The 13437-nt window shown below is 70.8% G+C and carries 12 protein-coding genes; 8 read left to right on the top strand and 4 right to left on the bottom strand.

Translation table 11 applies throughout. The annotated features are described in order from the left end of the window. The first annotated feature begins 9 nt into the window (after positions 1 to 9). From rimI to OHT01_RS16590, 3 genes are read left to right on the top strand one after another with little or no spacing between them, the layout of a single operon-like run. Positions 10 to 483 (top strand): ribosomal protein S18-alanine N-acetyltransferase, encoded by a 474-nt coding sequence (gene rimI / locus OHT01_RS16600; protein ID WP_328558148.1) that lies wholly within the window; start codon positions 10 to 12, stop codon positions 481 to 483. Further along, positions 476 to 1591, top strand: a complete 1116-nt coding sequence (gene tsaD / locus OHT01_RS16595; RefSeq protein WP_328553938.1) for a tRNA (adenosine(37)-N6)-threonylcarbamoyltransferase complex transferase subunit TsaD — start codon at positions 476 to 478, stop codon at positions 1589 to 1591. Before rimI ends, tsaD begins: the two co-directional genes overlap by 8 nt. Continuing rightward, on the top strand, positions 1588 to 1845 hold the full coding sequence (locus OHT01_RS16590) for a hypothetical protein (RefSeq protein WP_328553937.1): 258 nt from the start codon (positions 1588 to 1590) through the stop codon (positions 1843 to 1845). Before tsaD ends, OHT01_RS16590 begins: the two co-directional genes overlap by 4 nt. A 167-nt stretch (positions 1846 to 2012) precedes the next feature. On the opposite strand, the gene OHT01_RS16585 is transcribed toward OHT01_RS16590, so the two are convergent. Genes OHT01_RS16585 through OHT01_RS16570 form a run of 4 tightly spaced genes read right to left on the bottom strand, consistent with a single transcriptional unit; the run spans position 2013 to position 7492 of the window. Continuing rightward, entirely contained in the window at positions 2013 to 4319 is a 2307-nt protein-coding gene (locus OHT01_RS16585) for a glycoside hydrolase family 3 N-terminal domain-containing protein (protein ID WP_328553936.1), read from the bottom strand. Positions 4320 to 4369: 50 nt separating this feature from the next. Then, positions 4370 to 5269: a carbohydrate ABC transporter permease gene (locus OHT01_RS16580; RefSeq protein ID WP_328553935.1), complete on the bottom strand. Its 900-nt coding sequence runs from the start codon at positions 5267 to 5269 to the stop codon at positions 4370 to 4372. Between the two features lie 4 nt (positions 5270 to 5273). Further along, the gene (locus OHT01_RS16575) at positions 5274 to 6188 is read right to left on the bottom strand and encodes a carbohydrate ABC transporter permease (RefSeq protein WP_443043407.1); all 915 of its coding nucleotides are present in this window, start codon (positions 6186 to 6188) and stop codon (positions 5274 to 5276) included. Beyond that, on the bottom strand, positions 6185 to 7492 hold the full coding sequence (locus OHT01_RS16570; protein WP_328553934.1) for an ABC transporter substrate-binding protein: 1308 nt from the start codon (positions 7490 to 7492) through the stop codon (positions 6185 to 6187). The genes OHT01_RS16575 and OHT01_RS16570 overlap by 4 nt, the downstream gene beginning before the upstream one ends. A 138-nt stretch (positions 7493 to 7630) precedes the next feature. Here OHT01_RS16570 and OHT01_RS16565 point away from each other — a divergent pair, with 138 nt between their 5' ends. The 5 genes from OHT01_RS16565 to OHT01_RS16545 all read left to right on the top strand — a co-directional run bounded on the left by OHT01_RS16565 (position 7631) and on the right by OHT01_RS16545 (position 13433). Beyond that, on the top strand, positions 7631 to 8659 hold the full coding sequence (locus tag OHT01_RS16565; protein WP_328553933.1) for a LacI family DNA-binding transcriptional regulator: 1029 nt from the start codon (positions 7631 to 7633) through the stop codon (positions 8657 to 8659). Positions 8660 to 9048: 389 nt separating this feature from the next. Continuing rightward, positions 9049 to 10428: an endo-1,4-beta-xylanase gene (locus tag OHT01_RS16560; RefSeq protein WP_328553932.1), complete on the top strand. Its 1380-nt coding sequence runs from the start codon at positions 9049 to 9051 to the stop codon at positions 10426 to 10428. 155 nt (positions 10429 to 10583) lie between these two features. Continuing rightward, on the top strand, positions 10584 to 11645 hold the full coding sequence (locus OHT01_RS16555) for an LCP family protein (protein ID WP_443043530.1): 1062 nt from the start codon (positions 10584 to 10586) through the stop codon (positions 11643 to 11645). Positions 11646 to 11928: 283 nt separating this feature from the next. After that, positions 11929 to 12795 (top strand): hypothetical protein, encoded by an 867-nt coding sequence (locus OHT01_RS16550; protein ID WP_328553931.1) that lies wholly within the window; start codon positions 11929 to 11931, stop codon positions 12793 to 12795. Between the two features lie 59 nt (positions 12796 to 12854). Beyond that, positions 12855 to 13433 carry a Uma2 family endonuclease gene (locus OHT01_RS16545; RefSeq protein WP_328553930.1) on the top strand — a complete coding sequence of 193 codons (579 nt, stop codon included), beginning with the start codon at positions 12855 to 12857 and terminating at the stop codon, positions 13431 to 13433. Positions 13434 to 13437 lie beyond the last annotated feature (4 nt).

The raw sequence follows: 13437 nt of genomic DNA, 5'->3' as shown, positions 1-13437 counted from the left end.
CTGCGCGAGATGCGCTGGTGGGACATCGATCCCGTCCTGGAGCTGGAGAAGGAACTCTTCCCCGTGGACGCCTGGTCCCGGGGCATGTTCTGGTCCGAACTGGCCCACTCCCGCGGGCCGCAGGCGACCCGGCGCTATCTGGTCGCCTGCGAAGGCGACCGGCTCGTCGGGTACGCGGGGCTCGCCGCCCAGGGAGACCTGGGCGACGTGCAGACCATCGCGGTGCGACGGGACCAGTGGGGCACCGGCCTCGGCGGCCTGCTGCTCACCGAACTGCTGCGGGCCGCGAGCGCCTTCGACTGCGCCGAGGTGATGCTCGAATGCCGCGTGGACAACGTCCGCGCGCAGAAGCTGTACGAGCGCTTCGGCTTCGAGCCGATCGGCTTCCGGCGCGGCTACTACCAGCCGGGGAACGTGGACGCCCTGGTGATGCGTCTGCACGACCCGTCGACCTCCGTACAAGGAACAGAGACCCATGGCTGACGAACCACTCGTCCTCGGCATCGAGACCTCCTGCGACGAGACCGGTGTCGGCATCGTCCGCGGGCACACCCTGCTCGCGGACGCGATCGCGTCGAGCGTCGACGAGCACGCGCGCTTCGGCGGAGTCGTGCCGGAGGTCGCGTCCCGGGCGCACCTGGAGGCGATGGTCCCGACCATCCAGCGGGCGCTGAAGGACGCGGGGGTGTCGGCCGGGGACCTGGACGGCATCGCCGTCACCGCCGGACCCGGGCTCGCCGGGGCGCTGCTCGTCGGGGTCTCGGCCGCGAAGGCGTACGCGTACGCGCTGGGCAAGCCGCTCTACGGCGTCAACCACCTCGCCTCCCACATCTGCGTGGACCAGTTGGAACACGGGGCGCTGCCGGAGCCGACGATGGCCCTGCTGGTCTCGGGCGGCCACTCTTCGCTGCTGCTGTCCACCGACATCACCTCCGACGTACGGCCGATGGGCGCGACCATCGACGACGCGGCCGGCGAGGCCTTCGACAAGATCGCGCGGGTGCTGAACCTCGGCTTCCCGGGCGGCCCGGTCATCGACCGGTACGCGAAGGAGGGCGACCCGAAGGCGATCGCGTTCCCGCGCGGACTCACCGGGCCGCGCGATCCGGCCTACGACTTCTCCTTCTCCGGTCTGAAGACCTCCGTGGCCCGCTGGATCGAGGCCAAGCGGGCGGCGGGGGAGGACGTGCCGGTGCGCGATGTGGCCGCGTCCTTCCAGGAGGCCGTGGTGGACGTGCTCACCCGCAAGGCCGTCCGCGCGTGCAAGGACGAGGGCGTCGACCACCTCATGATCGGCGGCGGCGTGGCCGCGAACTCGCGGCTGCGCGTGCTGGCCCAGGAGCGCTGCGAGGCCGCCGGGATCCGGCTCAGGGTGCCGCGCCCGAAGCTGTGCACGGACAACGGCGCGATGGTCGCCGCGCTGGGCGCCGAGATGGTCGCCCGCAACCGGGCCGCCTCCGACTGGGACCTGTCGGCGGACTCCTCGCTGCCGGTGACGGACCCGCACGTGCCGGGGCGCGCGCACACGCACACGCATGCGCACTCGCACGATCACGTGCACGAGGTCGCGAAGGAGAACCTCTACCCGTGACCGTCGCGCTGATGTGGGAGGCACGGGCCGTCGCCGGCCGGGGCGAGGAACTGCTCGCCTGGGTGCGGGGGCAGGAACTCCCGGGGAACCCGGTGCGGCGCGAGATCCTGCGGGCACCCCAGGACCGGGTCCTCGTCATCACCTGGTGGGACGCGGACTACGACGCGGAACTGCCCGAACTGCCGGAGCCCGACGGGGACTTGGTGTCCCGGGCGGTGCACAGGTGGCGCTTCGAGTCGGTCCACCCCGACTGACCGCCGCCCTTCGGCCGACGGGCACCGGTGGGTCCCGCCGCCCCAGCGGCTGACCACCGGTGGGTCCCGCCGCCCGGGGCGCGGGTCGGATGCGGGGGCTGGACGCCCCGAGGGCCGGTCGCCGGGTCTCACCCGGCGACCGGCCCCCCGGAGCGTCCTCCGTCGGATCAGGACACCCGCGTGACCTCCGTCTCGCAGCGCATGCGGCGGTCCGTGCCCAACCGCCGTACCGGACCCGTCAGGTTCAGCCGGGCCGTGTGGCGCGTGTCCGCGCTGGAGGCGGCGAGCCGCAGTTCCAGGGCGCCCGGTTCGACGATCCGGCTGCCGGTGCGGTCGGTGAACGCCGAGAGGTCCGCGTGGAAGCGGAAGGTCACCCGGCGGGCCTCGCCCGGTGCCAGGTCCAGCCGCCGGTAGCCGATCAGCCGCACGTCCGGGCGGGTCACCGAGGCCACCGGGTCGTGCAGGTAGAGCTGGACGACCTCGGCACCCGCGCGCTCACCGGTGTTGCGGACGGTCACCGACACGTCGTACGCGCCGTCGGTGCCGATCTCGGCCCCGGGCGTCTCGTCCGGCTCCCAGTCGAAGGACGTGTACGAGAGGCCGTGGCCGAACGGGTACAGCGGCGTCGGGTCCAGGTTGCTGACCTCGCCCTTCAGGCCCAGTGGCGGCTGGAGGTACGTCCACGGCTGGCCGCCCGGATCGCGCGGCACGCTCACCGGCAGCCGGCCCGACGGGCCGACCCGGCCGCACAGCACGCCCGCCACCGCGGGCCCGCCCTCCTCGCCCGGGAAGAACGCCTGGACGATGCCGCCGAGACGGTCCTGCCAGCGGCCCAGCGCGTAGGGGCGGCCGGTGAGCAGCACCAGGACCACCGGCACGCCCGTGGCGACCAGCGCGTCGAGCAGTTCGCCCTGCACTCCCGGCAGGCCGAGGTCGGCCACGTCGCAGCCCTCGCCCGAGGTGCCCCGGCCGAACAGCCCGGCCCGGTCGCCGAGCACCGCCACGCACACGTCGGCCTCGGCGGCCCGTGCCACCGCCTCCTCGAAACCGGACCGGTCCGGTTCCGAGACCCCGCAGCCCCGCGCGAACGTCACCTTGGCGTCCGGCAGTTCGGCGCGCAGCGCGTCGAGCACGGTCGGTATGTCCACGCCGGTCGGGACCTCGGGGTGGTGCGTGAGCACGTGCGAGGGGAACGAGTAGCAGCCGAGCATCGCCAGGGGGTCGTCCGCGCGCGGGCCGATCACCGCGATGCGGGTGTCCGGGGCCAGCGGCAGCACGCCGTCCGCGTTGTCCAGCAGGATCACCGACTCCTCGGCGAGCCTGCGGGCGAGTGCCCGGTTGGCCGCGGAGTCCAGGTCGACGGGGCGGCCGGTCTCCGGGCGCCAGTCCTCGTCCAGCAGGCCGAGTTCGCACTTCTGGAGCAGCACCCGGCGGGCCGACCGGTCGATCAGCGACTCGGGGACGGTGCCCGCGCGGACGGCGGCCACCAGCGGCTCGCCGTAGCACTTCAGCGTGGGCAGCTCGACATCGATGCCGGCCTCCAGCGCCTTGTGCGCGGCCTCGGCCTCGCTGCCGGCCACCCGGTGCAGGCTCTGGAGGAAGCCGACACCGAAGTAGTCCGAGACCACCGTGCCGGTGAAGCCCCACTGGTCGCGCAGCAGCTCGGTCAGCAGGTACGGGTCGGCCGACGCGGGGACGCCGTCCGTGTCGTTGTAGGCGGCCATCACCGAGCGGGCGCCGCCCTCGCGCAGTGCCATCTCGAACGGCGGCAGGGTGATGTCGGAGAGCTCGCGCACTCCGGCCCGCACCGGCGCCAGGTTCCGGGCGCCCGCGGAGGCCGCGTACCCGGCGAAGTGCTTGAGCGTGGCCACGATCCCGGCCGACTCCAGGCCCCGCACATAGGCGGTGGCGACGGTGCCGACCAGGTACGGGTCCTCGCCGATCGTCTCCTCCACCCGGCCCCAGCGCAGGTCGCGGACCACGTCCAGGACCGGGGCGAGGCCCTGGTGGACGCCGACCGAGCGCAGGTCGTCGCCGATGCGCCGGCCCAGCTCCTCCACCAGCTCCGGGTCGAACGTGGCGCCCCAGGACAGCGGGACCGGGTACGCCGTCGCCTGCCAGGCCGTGAAGCCCGCCAGGCACTCCTCATGGGCGACCGCCGGAATGCCGAAGCGGCCCGCCTCGGCGATCCGGCGCTGGGCGCGGGCAAGGGCCTGCGCGCCCAGCGCCGGGTCCACGGGGGCGGTGCCGAAGGAGCGGGTGAGCTGGCCGAGCCCGCGGGTGATCAGCTCGTCCCAGTCGTACGAGGAGGCCATCTCGCTCTGGAGCGGGGCGACTCCGCCGCCGTCCGTGGCGGCGCCGACCCACACGCCGTAGAGCTGGGCGGTCTTCTCCTCCAGGGTCATCCTGGAGAGCAGGTCGTCGACGCGGGTCGCGGCGGGCAGGGCGGGGTCGCGCCAGGGAGGGGTGGTCATGGAACTCCTGTCGGGGAAAGGGGGGTTCGGGCGCCCCTGGTCGTACACGTTCACTTGCCGCCCACACCCATGAGGCCGCCGACCAGCGATCGGCGGGCCACCAGGTACACGATGAAGATCGGGACACCGGAGAGGACGACCGAGGCGAGGATCGCGGGAATGTTCACGCCGAACTCGCTCACGTAGTCGAACAGGCCGAGGGTCAGCACCCGTGGCCCGTCGGACTGGGTGAAGATCAACGGGAAGAGGAAGCCGTTCCAGGCCTGGAGCGCCGAGTAGATGACGACGGTGCTGATGCCGCCCTTGGACATCGGGATGACGAGCTGGAACAGCATCCGGGTGGTGGACGCGCCGTCCAGTGCCATCGCCTCGTACATCTCCTCCGAGATGTCCCGCAGCGTGCCGGTGAGGATCAGCACCGACACCGGCATGGCGAACGCGGCCGTCGGCAGGACGATCGCGAGCAGGCTGTCGTACAGGTTCAGCTTGGCGATCATCAGGTAGAGCGGCACCACGACGGCCTGCGCCGGGATCGCCACGCCCAGCAGGAACAGCCGGAACGCGGCCCCCGACCAGACGCTGCGGGTCCGCACGGCCACGTAGGACAGCGGGACGCACAGCACCAGGACGATCAGGACGACCCCGGCCGCCGCGAGCACGGTGTTCCACAGCAGGTGACCGAAGCCGTTGTTCAGGACGGTGCTGTAGTTGTCCAGGGTCGGATGGGACGGCGGCTTCAGGGCGTTGTGGCCCAGCGCCTCGTCCTGGTGGGTGAGCGAGGCCGAGATCATCGCGTAGATCGGGATGATCACGACGGCCAGCCAGACCAGCGTGCCGGCCCCGGCGAGCGGGTTGGCGCGCCTGGACCAGTGCCGGCGGCGGCTCGGGGGCCGCTCGGCGGCCGGGGCGGAGTCCGTCCTCACGGGACGGGGCAATGTGTCGTGTGACATGTCGTCACATTCCTTCCCGGGTGCTGCGCATCGCGCCGAAGCCGGACAGCTTCACCATCAGCAGGGACAACGCGGTCGCGGCGAGCACCAGGAAGGAGGCGACGGCGCTCGCGTAGCCGAAGTCGTAGCTCTTGAAGCCGGCTTCGTACATCAGGTACGGCAGGATCGCCGTGTCGGTGCCCGGACCGCCCTGGGTGAGGATCAGGACCGTCTCGAAGTACGTCAGCGAACCGACGACCATCAACACCCCTGATGTCGTCGCCGTGTTGCGCAACTGCGGCAGCGTGATCGAGAAGAACTGCCGCAGGCGCCCGGCCCCGTCGATCGCCGCCGCCTGGTAGAGCACCTCGGGGATCTGCCGCGCCCCGCCCTGGTAGATCAGGGTGTGGAAGGGGATGAACTGCCAGCCGCCGACGAACACGATCGCGAGGAACGCGCCGCTGGTCGTGCCGAGGGTGTCCCGGTGGATGATGCCGAAGTTCGGGTCCAGCAGGGCGTAGAACAGCAGCGAGATCGCCGTCGACGACAGCAGGAACGGCACGAAGAAGATCGCCGAGAGCACCGCGCGGTTGCGCTGCCTGCCCGCCGCCCAGACGCCCAGCAGCAGCGAGATCACCGTCTGGAACGCCCAGCTCACCACGGTCAGCGCGACGGTGACCGTCAGCGACTGGGTCAGCCGTTCGTCGCCCAGCAGCTTGCGCCAGTTGGCCAGACCGGTCGGCTGCGGGTCGCCCAGGCCGTTCCACTTGGTGAACGACAGGTAGAAGGCGAGGAGCATCGGGGCGATGGCGAAGAACGCGAAGAACAGCACGCCGGGGACGGCCAGCGCCGCGCTGGGGCGGCCGGCCCTGTTGCGCCGGGCGGAGCGGGGGCGGCCCGCGTCGTTCCGCGGGCCGCCCTTGACCTGCGTGACGCTCACTTCAGCTCCTTGAGCGCCGACACGAACTGCGTCGGCGAGGACTTGCCCACGAACAGCTTGTTGACCTCGGTGAGCATCGGCGTCGCCACGTTCGGGTCGACCGCCTGGTCCCAGCTCAGCGTGAACGCGGGGGCCTTCTGCACCATCTCGTACTGGAACTTGGCGAACTCCGGGTTCGGCGAGGCGTCCAGGAGGGTCGCCGCGTTCGAGGTGGCCGGGACGTCGCCGTTGGCTATGAGCTCCTTGGTGTACGCCAGGGAGGCGGAGTCCCGCAGGAAGGCGATCGCCGCGTCCTTGTTGGAGGTGTGGGCGTTCACCGACCAGTAGTTGGTGGGGTTGCCGACCACGTTGCGGATGTCGCCGGCGCCGCCCTCGATCTGCGGGAAGGCGCACCAGCCCATGTTCTTCTTGGCGAAGTCGGGGAACTTGCCGAGCTGCGTGGAGTACTCCCACGAACCCATCAGATGCATCGCCGCCTTGCCCTTGGCGAAGACCGCGGGAGCGCCGCCGTTGCCGTACCCCACCGAGCTGTAGCCCTTGCCGAAGGCGCCGTCGTCGATCAGTTGCTTGACCGTCTGGGCGGCCTTGAGGACGGCCGGGTCGCCCCAGGCGGAGGCGTCACCGTTCTTGATCTTCTCGAAGACCTGGGGGCCGCCGATCCGGTCGACCAGGTACTCCAGCCACATGAGTTCGGGCCAGATGTCCGCGCCGCCCAGGGCGAACGGGGTGATGTTCGCCTTCTTCAGCTTGGTGTTGATGTCCAGCAACTGGTCCCAGGTGGTGGGCGGCTGGAGCTTCTGCTCCGCGAAGACGGTCTTGTTGTAGAAGAGGATCACGGGCTGCATGCCGCGCATCGGCACGCCGTAGTTCTTGCCGTCCAGTCCGCCCGCCGCCAGCACCGACGACAGGAAGCCGCTCTTGAGCACCGGGTCGGACGTGATGACGTCGGTCAGGTCGACGAGCTGGCCGGCCTCCCGGTAGGCCTTGATGGAGCCGCCGCCCCAGTTGAAGAACACGTCGGGAGCGTTGGGCGAACCCATCGCCGTGCGCAGCTTGGCCGGGTAGTCGGTGGCGGGCACCTTCTGGAGCTTGATCGTGCCCTTGGCCTTCTTCGCCGCGGCCGACGCGTTGAACCGGTTGACGGACTTGACCTGGATCTTCGCCGCGTCGTCCCCGTAGACGAACGCGGTGAGCGTCCCGTCGGAGCCCGAGCCGCTGCCGGACCCGCAGGCGGTGAGCCCGCCGACAGAGGCCAGGGCGGCCGTGCCCGCGCCGAGGAACCAACGTCTGCTGTGGGACTCCATAGGACGGCACCTCTCGGTAGGCGCGAAGGATCGCCGATGATCCATCGCGAATGTTTCGAGTCATTTTTCGAATGTTCCGGGAACGTAAGACGATCCGGTGGGTCCGTCAAGGGGTCGCGCAGAGATACGATCGCCCGCATGAAGCCTGGGAAGTCCGCAGAAGCACAGACGGCGACGCTGGCCGAGATCGCCCGGGAGGCCGGTGTATCGGCTCCGACTGTTTCGAAGGTCCTCAACGGCCGCGCCGACGTCGCCCCCGCGACCCGGTCCCGCGTCGAGGAGCTGCTGCACGCGTACGGCTACCGCCGCCGGCGGGCCGAGGCTTCCCGCTCGCCGCTGATCGACCTGGTCTTCCACGAACTGGAGAGCGCCTGGGCCATGGAGGTCATCCGGGGCGTGGAGAACGTCGCCCGGGACGCCGGCCTCAGCGTGGTGCTCTCCGAGTCCGCCGGGCGGCTCACCCCCGGCCGGACCTGGGCCGACCAGGTCGCCGCCCGCCGCCCGCACGGCGTGGTCCTCGTCCTCTCGGGCCTCGACGACTCCCAGCGCGCCCTGCTGACCAGCAGATCCATCCCCTTCGTGGTGATGGACCCGGCGGGCGACCCGGGCGTCGACGTGCCCTCCATCGGCGCCACCAACTGGCAGGGCGGCCTCGCCGCCACCCGTCACCTCGTCGAACTCGGCCACACCCGGATCGGCGCCATCAGCGGGCCGTCCCGGATGATGTGCAGCCGCGCGCGGGTCGACGGCTACCGGGCGGCGCTGGAGACGGCCGGACTGCCCGTCGACCCCTCGCTGATCCTCGCCGGGGACTTCCACCACGAGGCCGGCTACCGCATCGGCCTGGAGCTGCTGCGCCGCCCCGACCGGCCCACGGCCGTCTTCGCCGGCAACGACCTCCAGGCGCTAGGTCTCTACGAGGCGGCCCGCGAGCTGGGGCTGCGCATTCCCGAGGACCTGAGCGTCGTCGGCTTCGACGATCTGCCGGTGGCGCGGTGGGTGGGGCCGCCGCTGACGACCGTACGGCAGCCGCTGACCGAGATGGCCGAGGCGGCGGCGAAGCTGGTGCTCGACCTGAGCCGCCAGGAGAGGCCGTCGGCCGGGACGAGGATGGAACTGGCGACGAGCCTGGTCGTGCGCAGCAGCACGGGGGCGCCTCCGGCGTGAGACCGGGTGTCCCGGCGGTCGCGATCGCGCTGCACCGGCGCCGCCGGGTCCGGGTCCGGGTCCGGTGGGTGGGTCGGGGCCCTGCCGGTACATCCGCCCGCATCCGAACGGATCCCGGCGGCGTCGCGAGGTGCGGGTCGGCTCTGATCCGTCCGGCCTGCGGGCATGTGATGTACCGGCACGGCCCCTTCCGTGGGCTGCCGGCCGCGGGTGCTTCGCGGTGGCCGTTCGGCCTTTCGGCCCCGGCCGGGGGCGTGGGACGGGGGTGTGGCGTGAGACCGGATCGGTCCGAAGTTGGCCGGGGGCCCGTATTGACGGGTGAGGCATCCGCCTCCACACTCCTCCGAAGTCAATCGGTTGTACAGCCGAAACTTTCGGAGGCACCCGCAATGAGAACCTCCCGAACCCGCTCCTCGACCCGTCCCTTATCCCGCCGCGTCGCCGCCCTGTTCGCGGGAGTCGTGACGGTGGGCGCCCTGCTCGCGGCCGGTACGACGGCACACGCCGCCGACGCCCCGCTGCGCGACCTCGCGGCAGCCAAGGGCAAGGTCATCGGCACCGCGGTCACCGGCTCCAAGCTGACCGGGACCTACGGCGACATCGCCGGGTCCCAGTTCAACTCGCTGACGCCGGGCAACGCCATGAAATGGGGCACCGTAGAGCCCACCCGGGGCACCTTCAACTGGTCCGAGGCCGACCAGATCGTCGCGTTCGCGCAGGCCCACAACCAGCAGGTGCGCGGTCACACCCTGGTCTGGCACAGCCAGAACCCGAGCTGGCTGACGAACGGCACCTGGACGACCGCCGAGCTGAGCGGCCTGCTCCAGGACCACATCACCACCGAAGTCACCCGCTACAAGGGGAAGCTGGCCGCCTGGGACGTGGTCAACGAGCCCTTCAACGAGGACGGCACCTACCGTTCGACCCTCTGGTACAACGGCCTCGGCGCCGACTACATCGCCCAGGCACTGACCTGGGTGCACGCCGCCGACCCGAACGCCAAGCTCTACATCAACGACTACAACGTCGAGGGCGTCAACGCGAAGAGCACCGCCCTCTACAACCTGGTCAAGTCCCTGAAGGCGCGCGGTGTCCCGATCGACGGCGTCGGCCTCCAGGCCCACCTCATCGTCGGCCAGGTCCCCGGCACCCTCCAGCAGAACATCCAGCGCTTCGCCGACCTCGGTGTCGACGTCGCGATCACGGAGCTGGACATCCGGATGCAACTCCCGTCCGACAGCACCAAACTGGCGCAGCAGGCCGCCGACTACAAGGCGGTCTTCGACGCCTGTGTCGCGGTGACCCGCTGCTACGGGGTGACCGTCTGGGGCTTCACCGACTCCGACTCCTGGATCCCGGACGTCTTCTCGGGCTACGGCGCGGCGACACCGTACGACGAGAACTACGTGCCCAAACCCGCGTACAACGCCATCGCGGCCTCGCTCGGCGGCGGAACCTCGACGCCACCGCCCACCGGCGCGTGCACGGTGACCTACAGCGTCCAGAGCCAGTGGAACACGGGCTTCACGGGACAGGTGCGCATCGAGTGCTCGGGGGCCGCGCTGGCGTTGTGGAAGGTGAACTGGACGTACGGCGCGGGCCAGCAGATCACCCAGGCCTGGAACGCGACCTGCACCCAGACCGGCACGGCGGTGTCCTGCGCCAACGCCTCCTACAACGGGACCGTCCCGGACGGCGGTTCGGTGACGTTCGGGTTCAACGCCTCCTGGAGCGGGAGCAATCCGGTGCCCACGGTGACGTTGGGCTGAGCTCGGGCCGAGGCCAGCCGGTGTCGGGCCGAAGCGGGGCTGAGGCCGGTCTGAGAAGCGTGAGAGTTTCCGAAGAAATTCGTTTCGCGCCTCTTTCCCTAACAGTCTCCTAATAATTCGGACTTACGTTCCTCCCTGTGACGGGACACAAGGACATCGGGGTCGGGGACGGGGTCGGGGTCGGGGTCGGTCCGGTGGGCCGGCGGTCGCGGGTACTGAAGGCCGTCGGCCTCACCCTGGCGGGAGCACTGGTACTGGGCGTCGGCACGGCGGGCTGGGCCTACTGGCATCTGAACCAGAACATCAAGAGCGTCGACATCAACAGCGCGCTCGGCGACGACCGCCCGGCGAAGGCGGTGGTGACGCCCTCGGCCCCGGCGTCCGCCTCGGCCTCCCCCTCCCCGCTTCCCAGCGGTGCCCTGAACATCCTGGTCCTCGGCTCCGACTCGCGCAGCGGCAAGGCGAACGCGAAGCTCGGCGGCGGCGACAGTTCGGGTGCCCGTTCCGACACGGCGATGGTCGTGCACATCGACGCGGGGCGCACCCGGGCGACCGTGGTGAGCATCCCCCGGGACACCCTGGTGACCCGGCCGGCCTGCCCCACCTCCTCCGGGGGGACGACGGCGGTGGCGTACAACGCGATGTTCAACAGCGCCTATTCGATCGGCGGCCCGGTCTGCGCGGTGAAGACGGTCGAGTCCATGACCGACGTCCGCATGGACCACTACATCGAGATCGACTTCTCCGGCTTCGCGAAACTGGTGGACGCCCTCGGCGGTGTCACGGTCACCACGGACGAGAACATCGACGACAGCAAGAGCCATCTGCACCTGAAGGCGGGCACGCACCACCTGGGCGGCACCCGGGCGCTGGCACTCGCCCGCACCCGGCACGGCATAGGCGACGGCAGCGACCTGGGCCGCATAGGTCTCCAACAGAAGCTCGTCAAGGCGCTGTTGACGCAGATCTCATCGGCGGGCCTGCTCACCGACCCGGCCAAGCTCTACGACGTCGCGAACGCGGTGACCGGCAGCCTGACGACGGACACCGGCCTCGACTCGCTCGGCGAGCTGATGAAACTCGGTCAGAGTCTCAAGTCCCTCTCCTCGGACGAGGTGAAGACGGTGATGATGCCGGTGGTGGCGGCTCCCTCGGACCACAACAGGGTGATCGCGAACGAGCCGGAGGCGAGCGATCTGTGGGCCTCGCTGAAGTGACGCCCGGACGCGGTGGAAACCACTGGGCGACGGTCCGCGGGACTTGAGCTTCGGGGCCCGGGATTCGAGCCTCTTTTGTATGGAATGGGTGGGAGGCTCAACCCACCCACCCTCCCTTACCGACGGCCGAAGTGCCGTCCGGGCCAGGGGATATGACTTTTCGTGATCGGGTCGCGGCGGAGTGTGGCGGACGTGTAGCGTGCGCCGCGAAAGCATCGACCCCCACGGGTGTTAGGCGCACCACGCGGGGGTCTGGCCACGAAGACCGAATGAGGCTCGATCCATGGCTGTAAGCCAGCTTAGTGCTGCCCCGCGCCCGTCCGCCCATCCCCTCGCCAATCCGGGGTACGGAAAACGGTCGGCGCCCGGCCAAACCCCACGTACGGGTCGGGACTTCGTACATCTGCCCACTCGCGAGGCATCGATCGCGACGTACATCGACCGGCTCGCCGACGAGTCGGACCTCTCCATCAAGACCCTCGCCAAGCACCTCCCGTACGGCCAGTGCGCCCTCTCCACCGCCCTCAACAACCTTTCCGCGGCGGGCCATTTGCGCAGGGTGCGCCGCCCCGTCACCGTCGACGGCTGCCCCCGCTGGGTCTGGCACACCTTCTTCTCGCGCACCGCGCACGACGACGCCTGGTGGAACGCCTTCCTCGCCGGGGAGACGCCCGTGACCGAGCGGCCCCCGGCGCGGGCGGCGCGCTCGACGGCGTACGGCGTGCTGGCACGGCTCGGCCGGATCGACGCCCGCCTGACGCTGTCGGCGGGGGAGTGCGCGGCACTGGAGGGGGAGGCCGCCGAGTGGTTCGCGCGGGGCGCGGGGGAGCCGCAGCTCGTCCAGGCGCTGACGTCGGGGCTCCCGGAGCGTGTGGCGCACGCCTACGCCTTCGTACGAGCCCGGCTGCTCGCCAAGCTGCCGCCGCGACCCGAGCCGCAGCCACCGGCGCTCCGCTACGAGGTGGTCTGCACGGCGTGCGGGGAGCCCGGCGGGGACGGTGTCGAGCTGCGGGGCGGGTTGTGCGGGGTGTGCCGGGGCGGGCGGCCCGCTCTCGCGGCGCATGAGGTGCGCGCCCATGTCGGACGGCTGCGCGCCGCTCTCCGTACCGGGACCCGCACGGAGGAAACCGAGAAGGGAGCAGGCACATGACGACCTTGCAGCACGGTCCGCCCGTGACCGGGGCAGGATGGAGGGGAGGAGGCGACGCTATGACCCCCAGCACGTCCGACCAGCCCCAGATGCTCGTCGAGGAGTTCGAGGAGCTCGCTCGTCACGCGCCCGAGTCGGCGCGGCTGGAATTCCTGAACGGAAAGATCGGGGTCAAGCCCATGCCGGACGGCAATCACGCTCAGATCGTTGCCTGGCTCCTCAAGCGGTGCATGCAGTACCGCCCCGACCTCTTCCTCTTCCCGGAACAAGGTCTCCAAGTCCAGGCGTACCGCAATGGGCGGGCCCGGCCGGACGGAGCGCTGGCGCCCGAGGAGTACTTCGCCGGAAAGGGCGAGTGGTCCGAGCCCTCGGGTGTCCTGATGGTCGTCGAGGTCACCTCGCGCGACCGGGACACCGACCGGCGTGACCGGATCGAGAAGCCCGACGGATACGCGGGCGCCGGCATCCCCGTCTACCTCCTAGTCGACCGGGACGCGGGCAGCGTGACCGTGCACTGCGACCCCGAGGGCGGCGTCTACCGCTCGCTCACCACCCGGGCGTTCGGAGCGGTGATCGAGCTGCCGGATCCGGTCGGGTTCACGCTGGACACACAGAAGCTCAAGGACTTCGCCGACTGACCCG

The organism is Streptomyces sp. NBC_00358 (genome assembly GCF_036099295.1).
In the GTDB taxonomy this organism is placed as follows: domain Bacteria; phylum Actinomycetota; class Actinomycetes; order Streptomycetales; family Streptomycetaceae; genus Streptomyces.
This window is presented reverse-complemented; position numbering and strand designations above follow the sequence as displayed.

Excerpts from the sequence above, each read along its gene's own strand:
- rimI (WP_328558148.1), top strand. The coding sequence starts at position 10 with ATGCGCTGGTGGGACATCGATCCCGTCCTGGAGCTGGAGAAGGAACTC.
- tsaD (WP_328553938.1), top strand. The coding sequence starts at position 476 with ATGGCTGACGAACCACTCGTCCTCGGCATCGAGACCTCCTGCGACGAG.
- OHT01_RS16585 (WP_328553936.1), bottom strand. The coding sequence starts at position 4,319 with ATGACCACCCCTCCCTGGCGCGACCCCGCCCTGCCCGCCGCGACCCGC.
- OHT01_RS16580 (WP_328553935.1), bottom strand. The coding sequence starts at position 5,269 with ATGTCACACGACACATTGCCCCGTCCCGTGAGGACGGACTCCGCCCCG.
- OHT01_RS16570 (WP_328553934.1), bottom strand. The coding sequence starts at position 7,492 with ATGGAGTCCCACAGCAGACGTTGGTTCCTCGGCGCGGGCACGGCCGCC.
- OHT01_RS16565 (WP_328553933.1), top strand. The coding sequence starts at position 7,631 with ATGAAGCCTGGGAAGTCCGCAGAAGCACAGACGGCGACGCTGGCCGAG.
- OHT01_RS16560 (WP_328553932.1), top strand. The coding sequence starts at position 9,049 with ATGAGAACCTCCCGAACCCGCTCCTCGACCCGTCCCTTATCCCGCCGC.
- OHT01_RS16550 (WP_328553931.1), top strand. The coding sequence starts at position 11,929 with ATGGCTGTAAGCCAGCTTAGTGCTGCCCCGCGCCCGTCCGCCCATCCC.
- OHT01_RS16545 (WP_328553930.1), top strand. The coding sequence starts at position 12,855 with ATGACCCCCAGCACGTCCGACCAGCCCCAGATGCTCGTCGAGGAGTTC.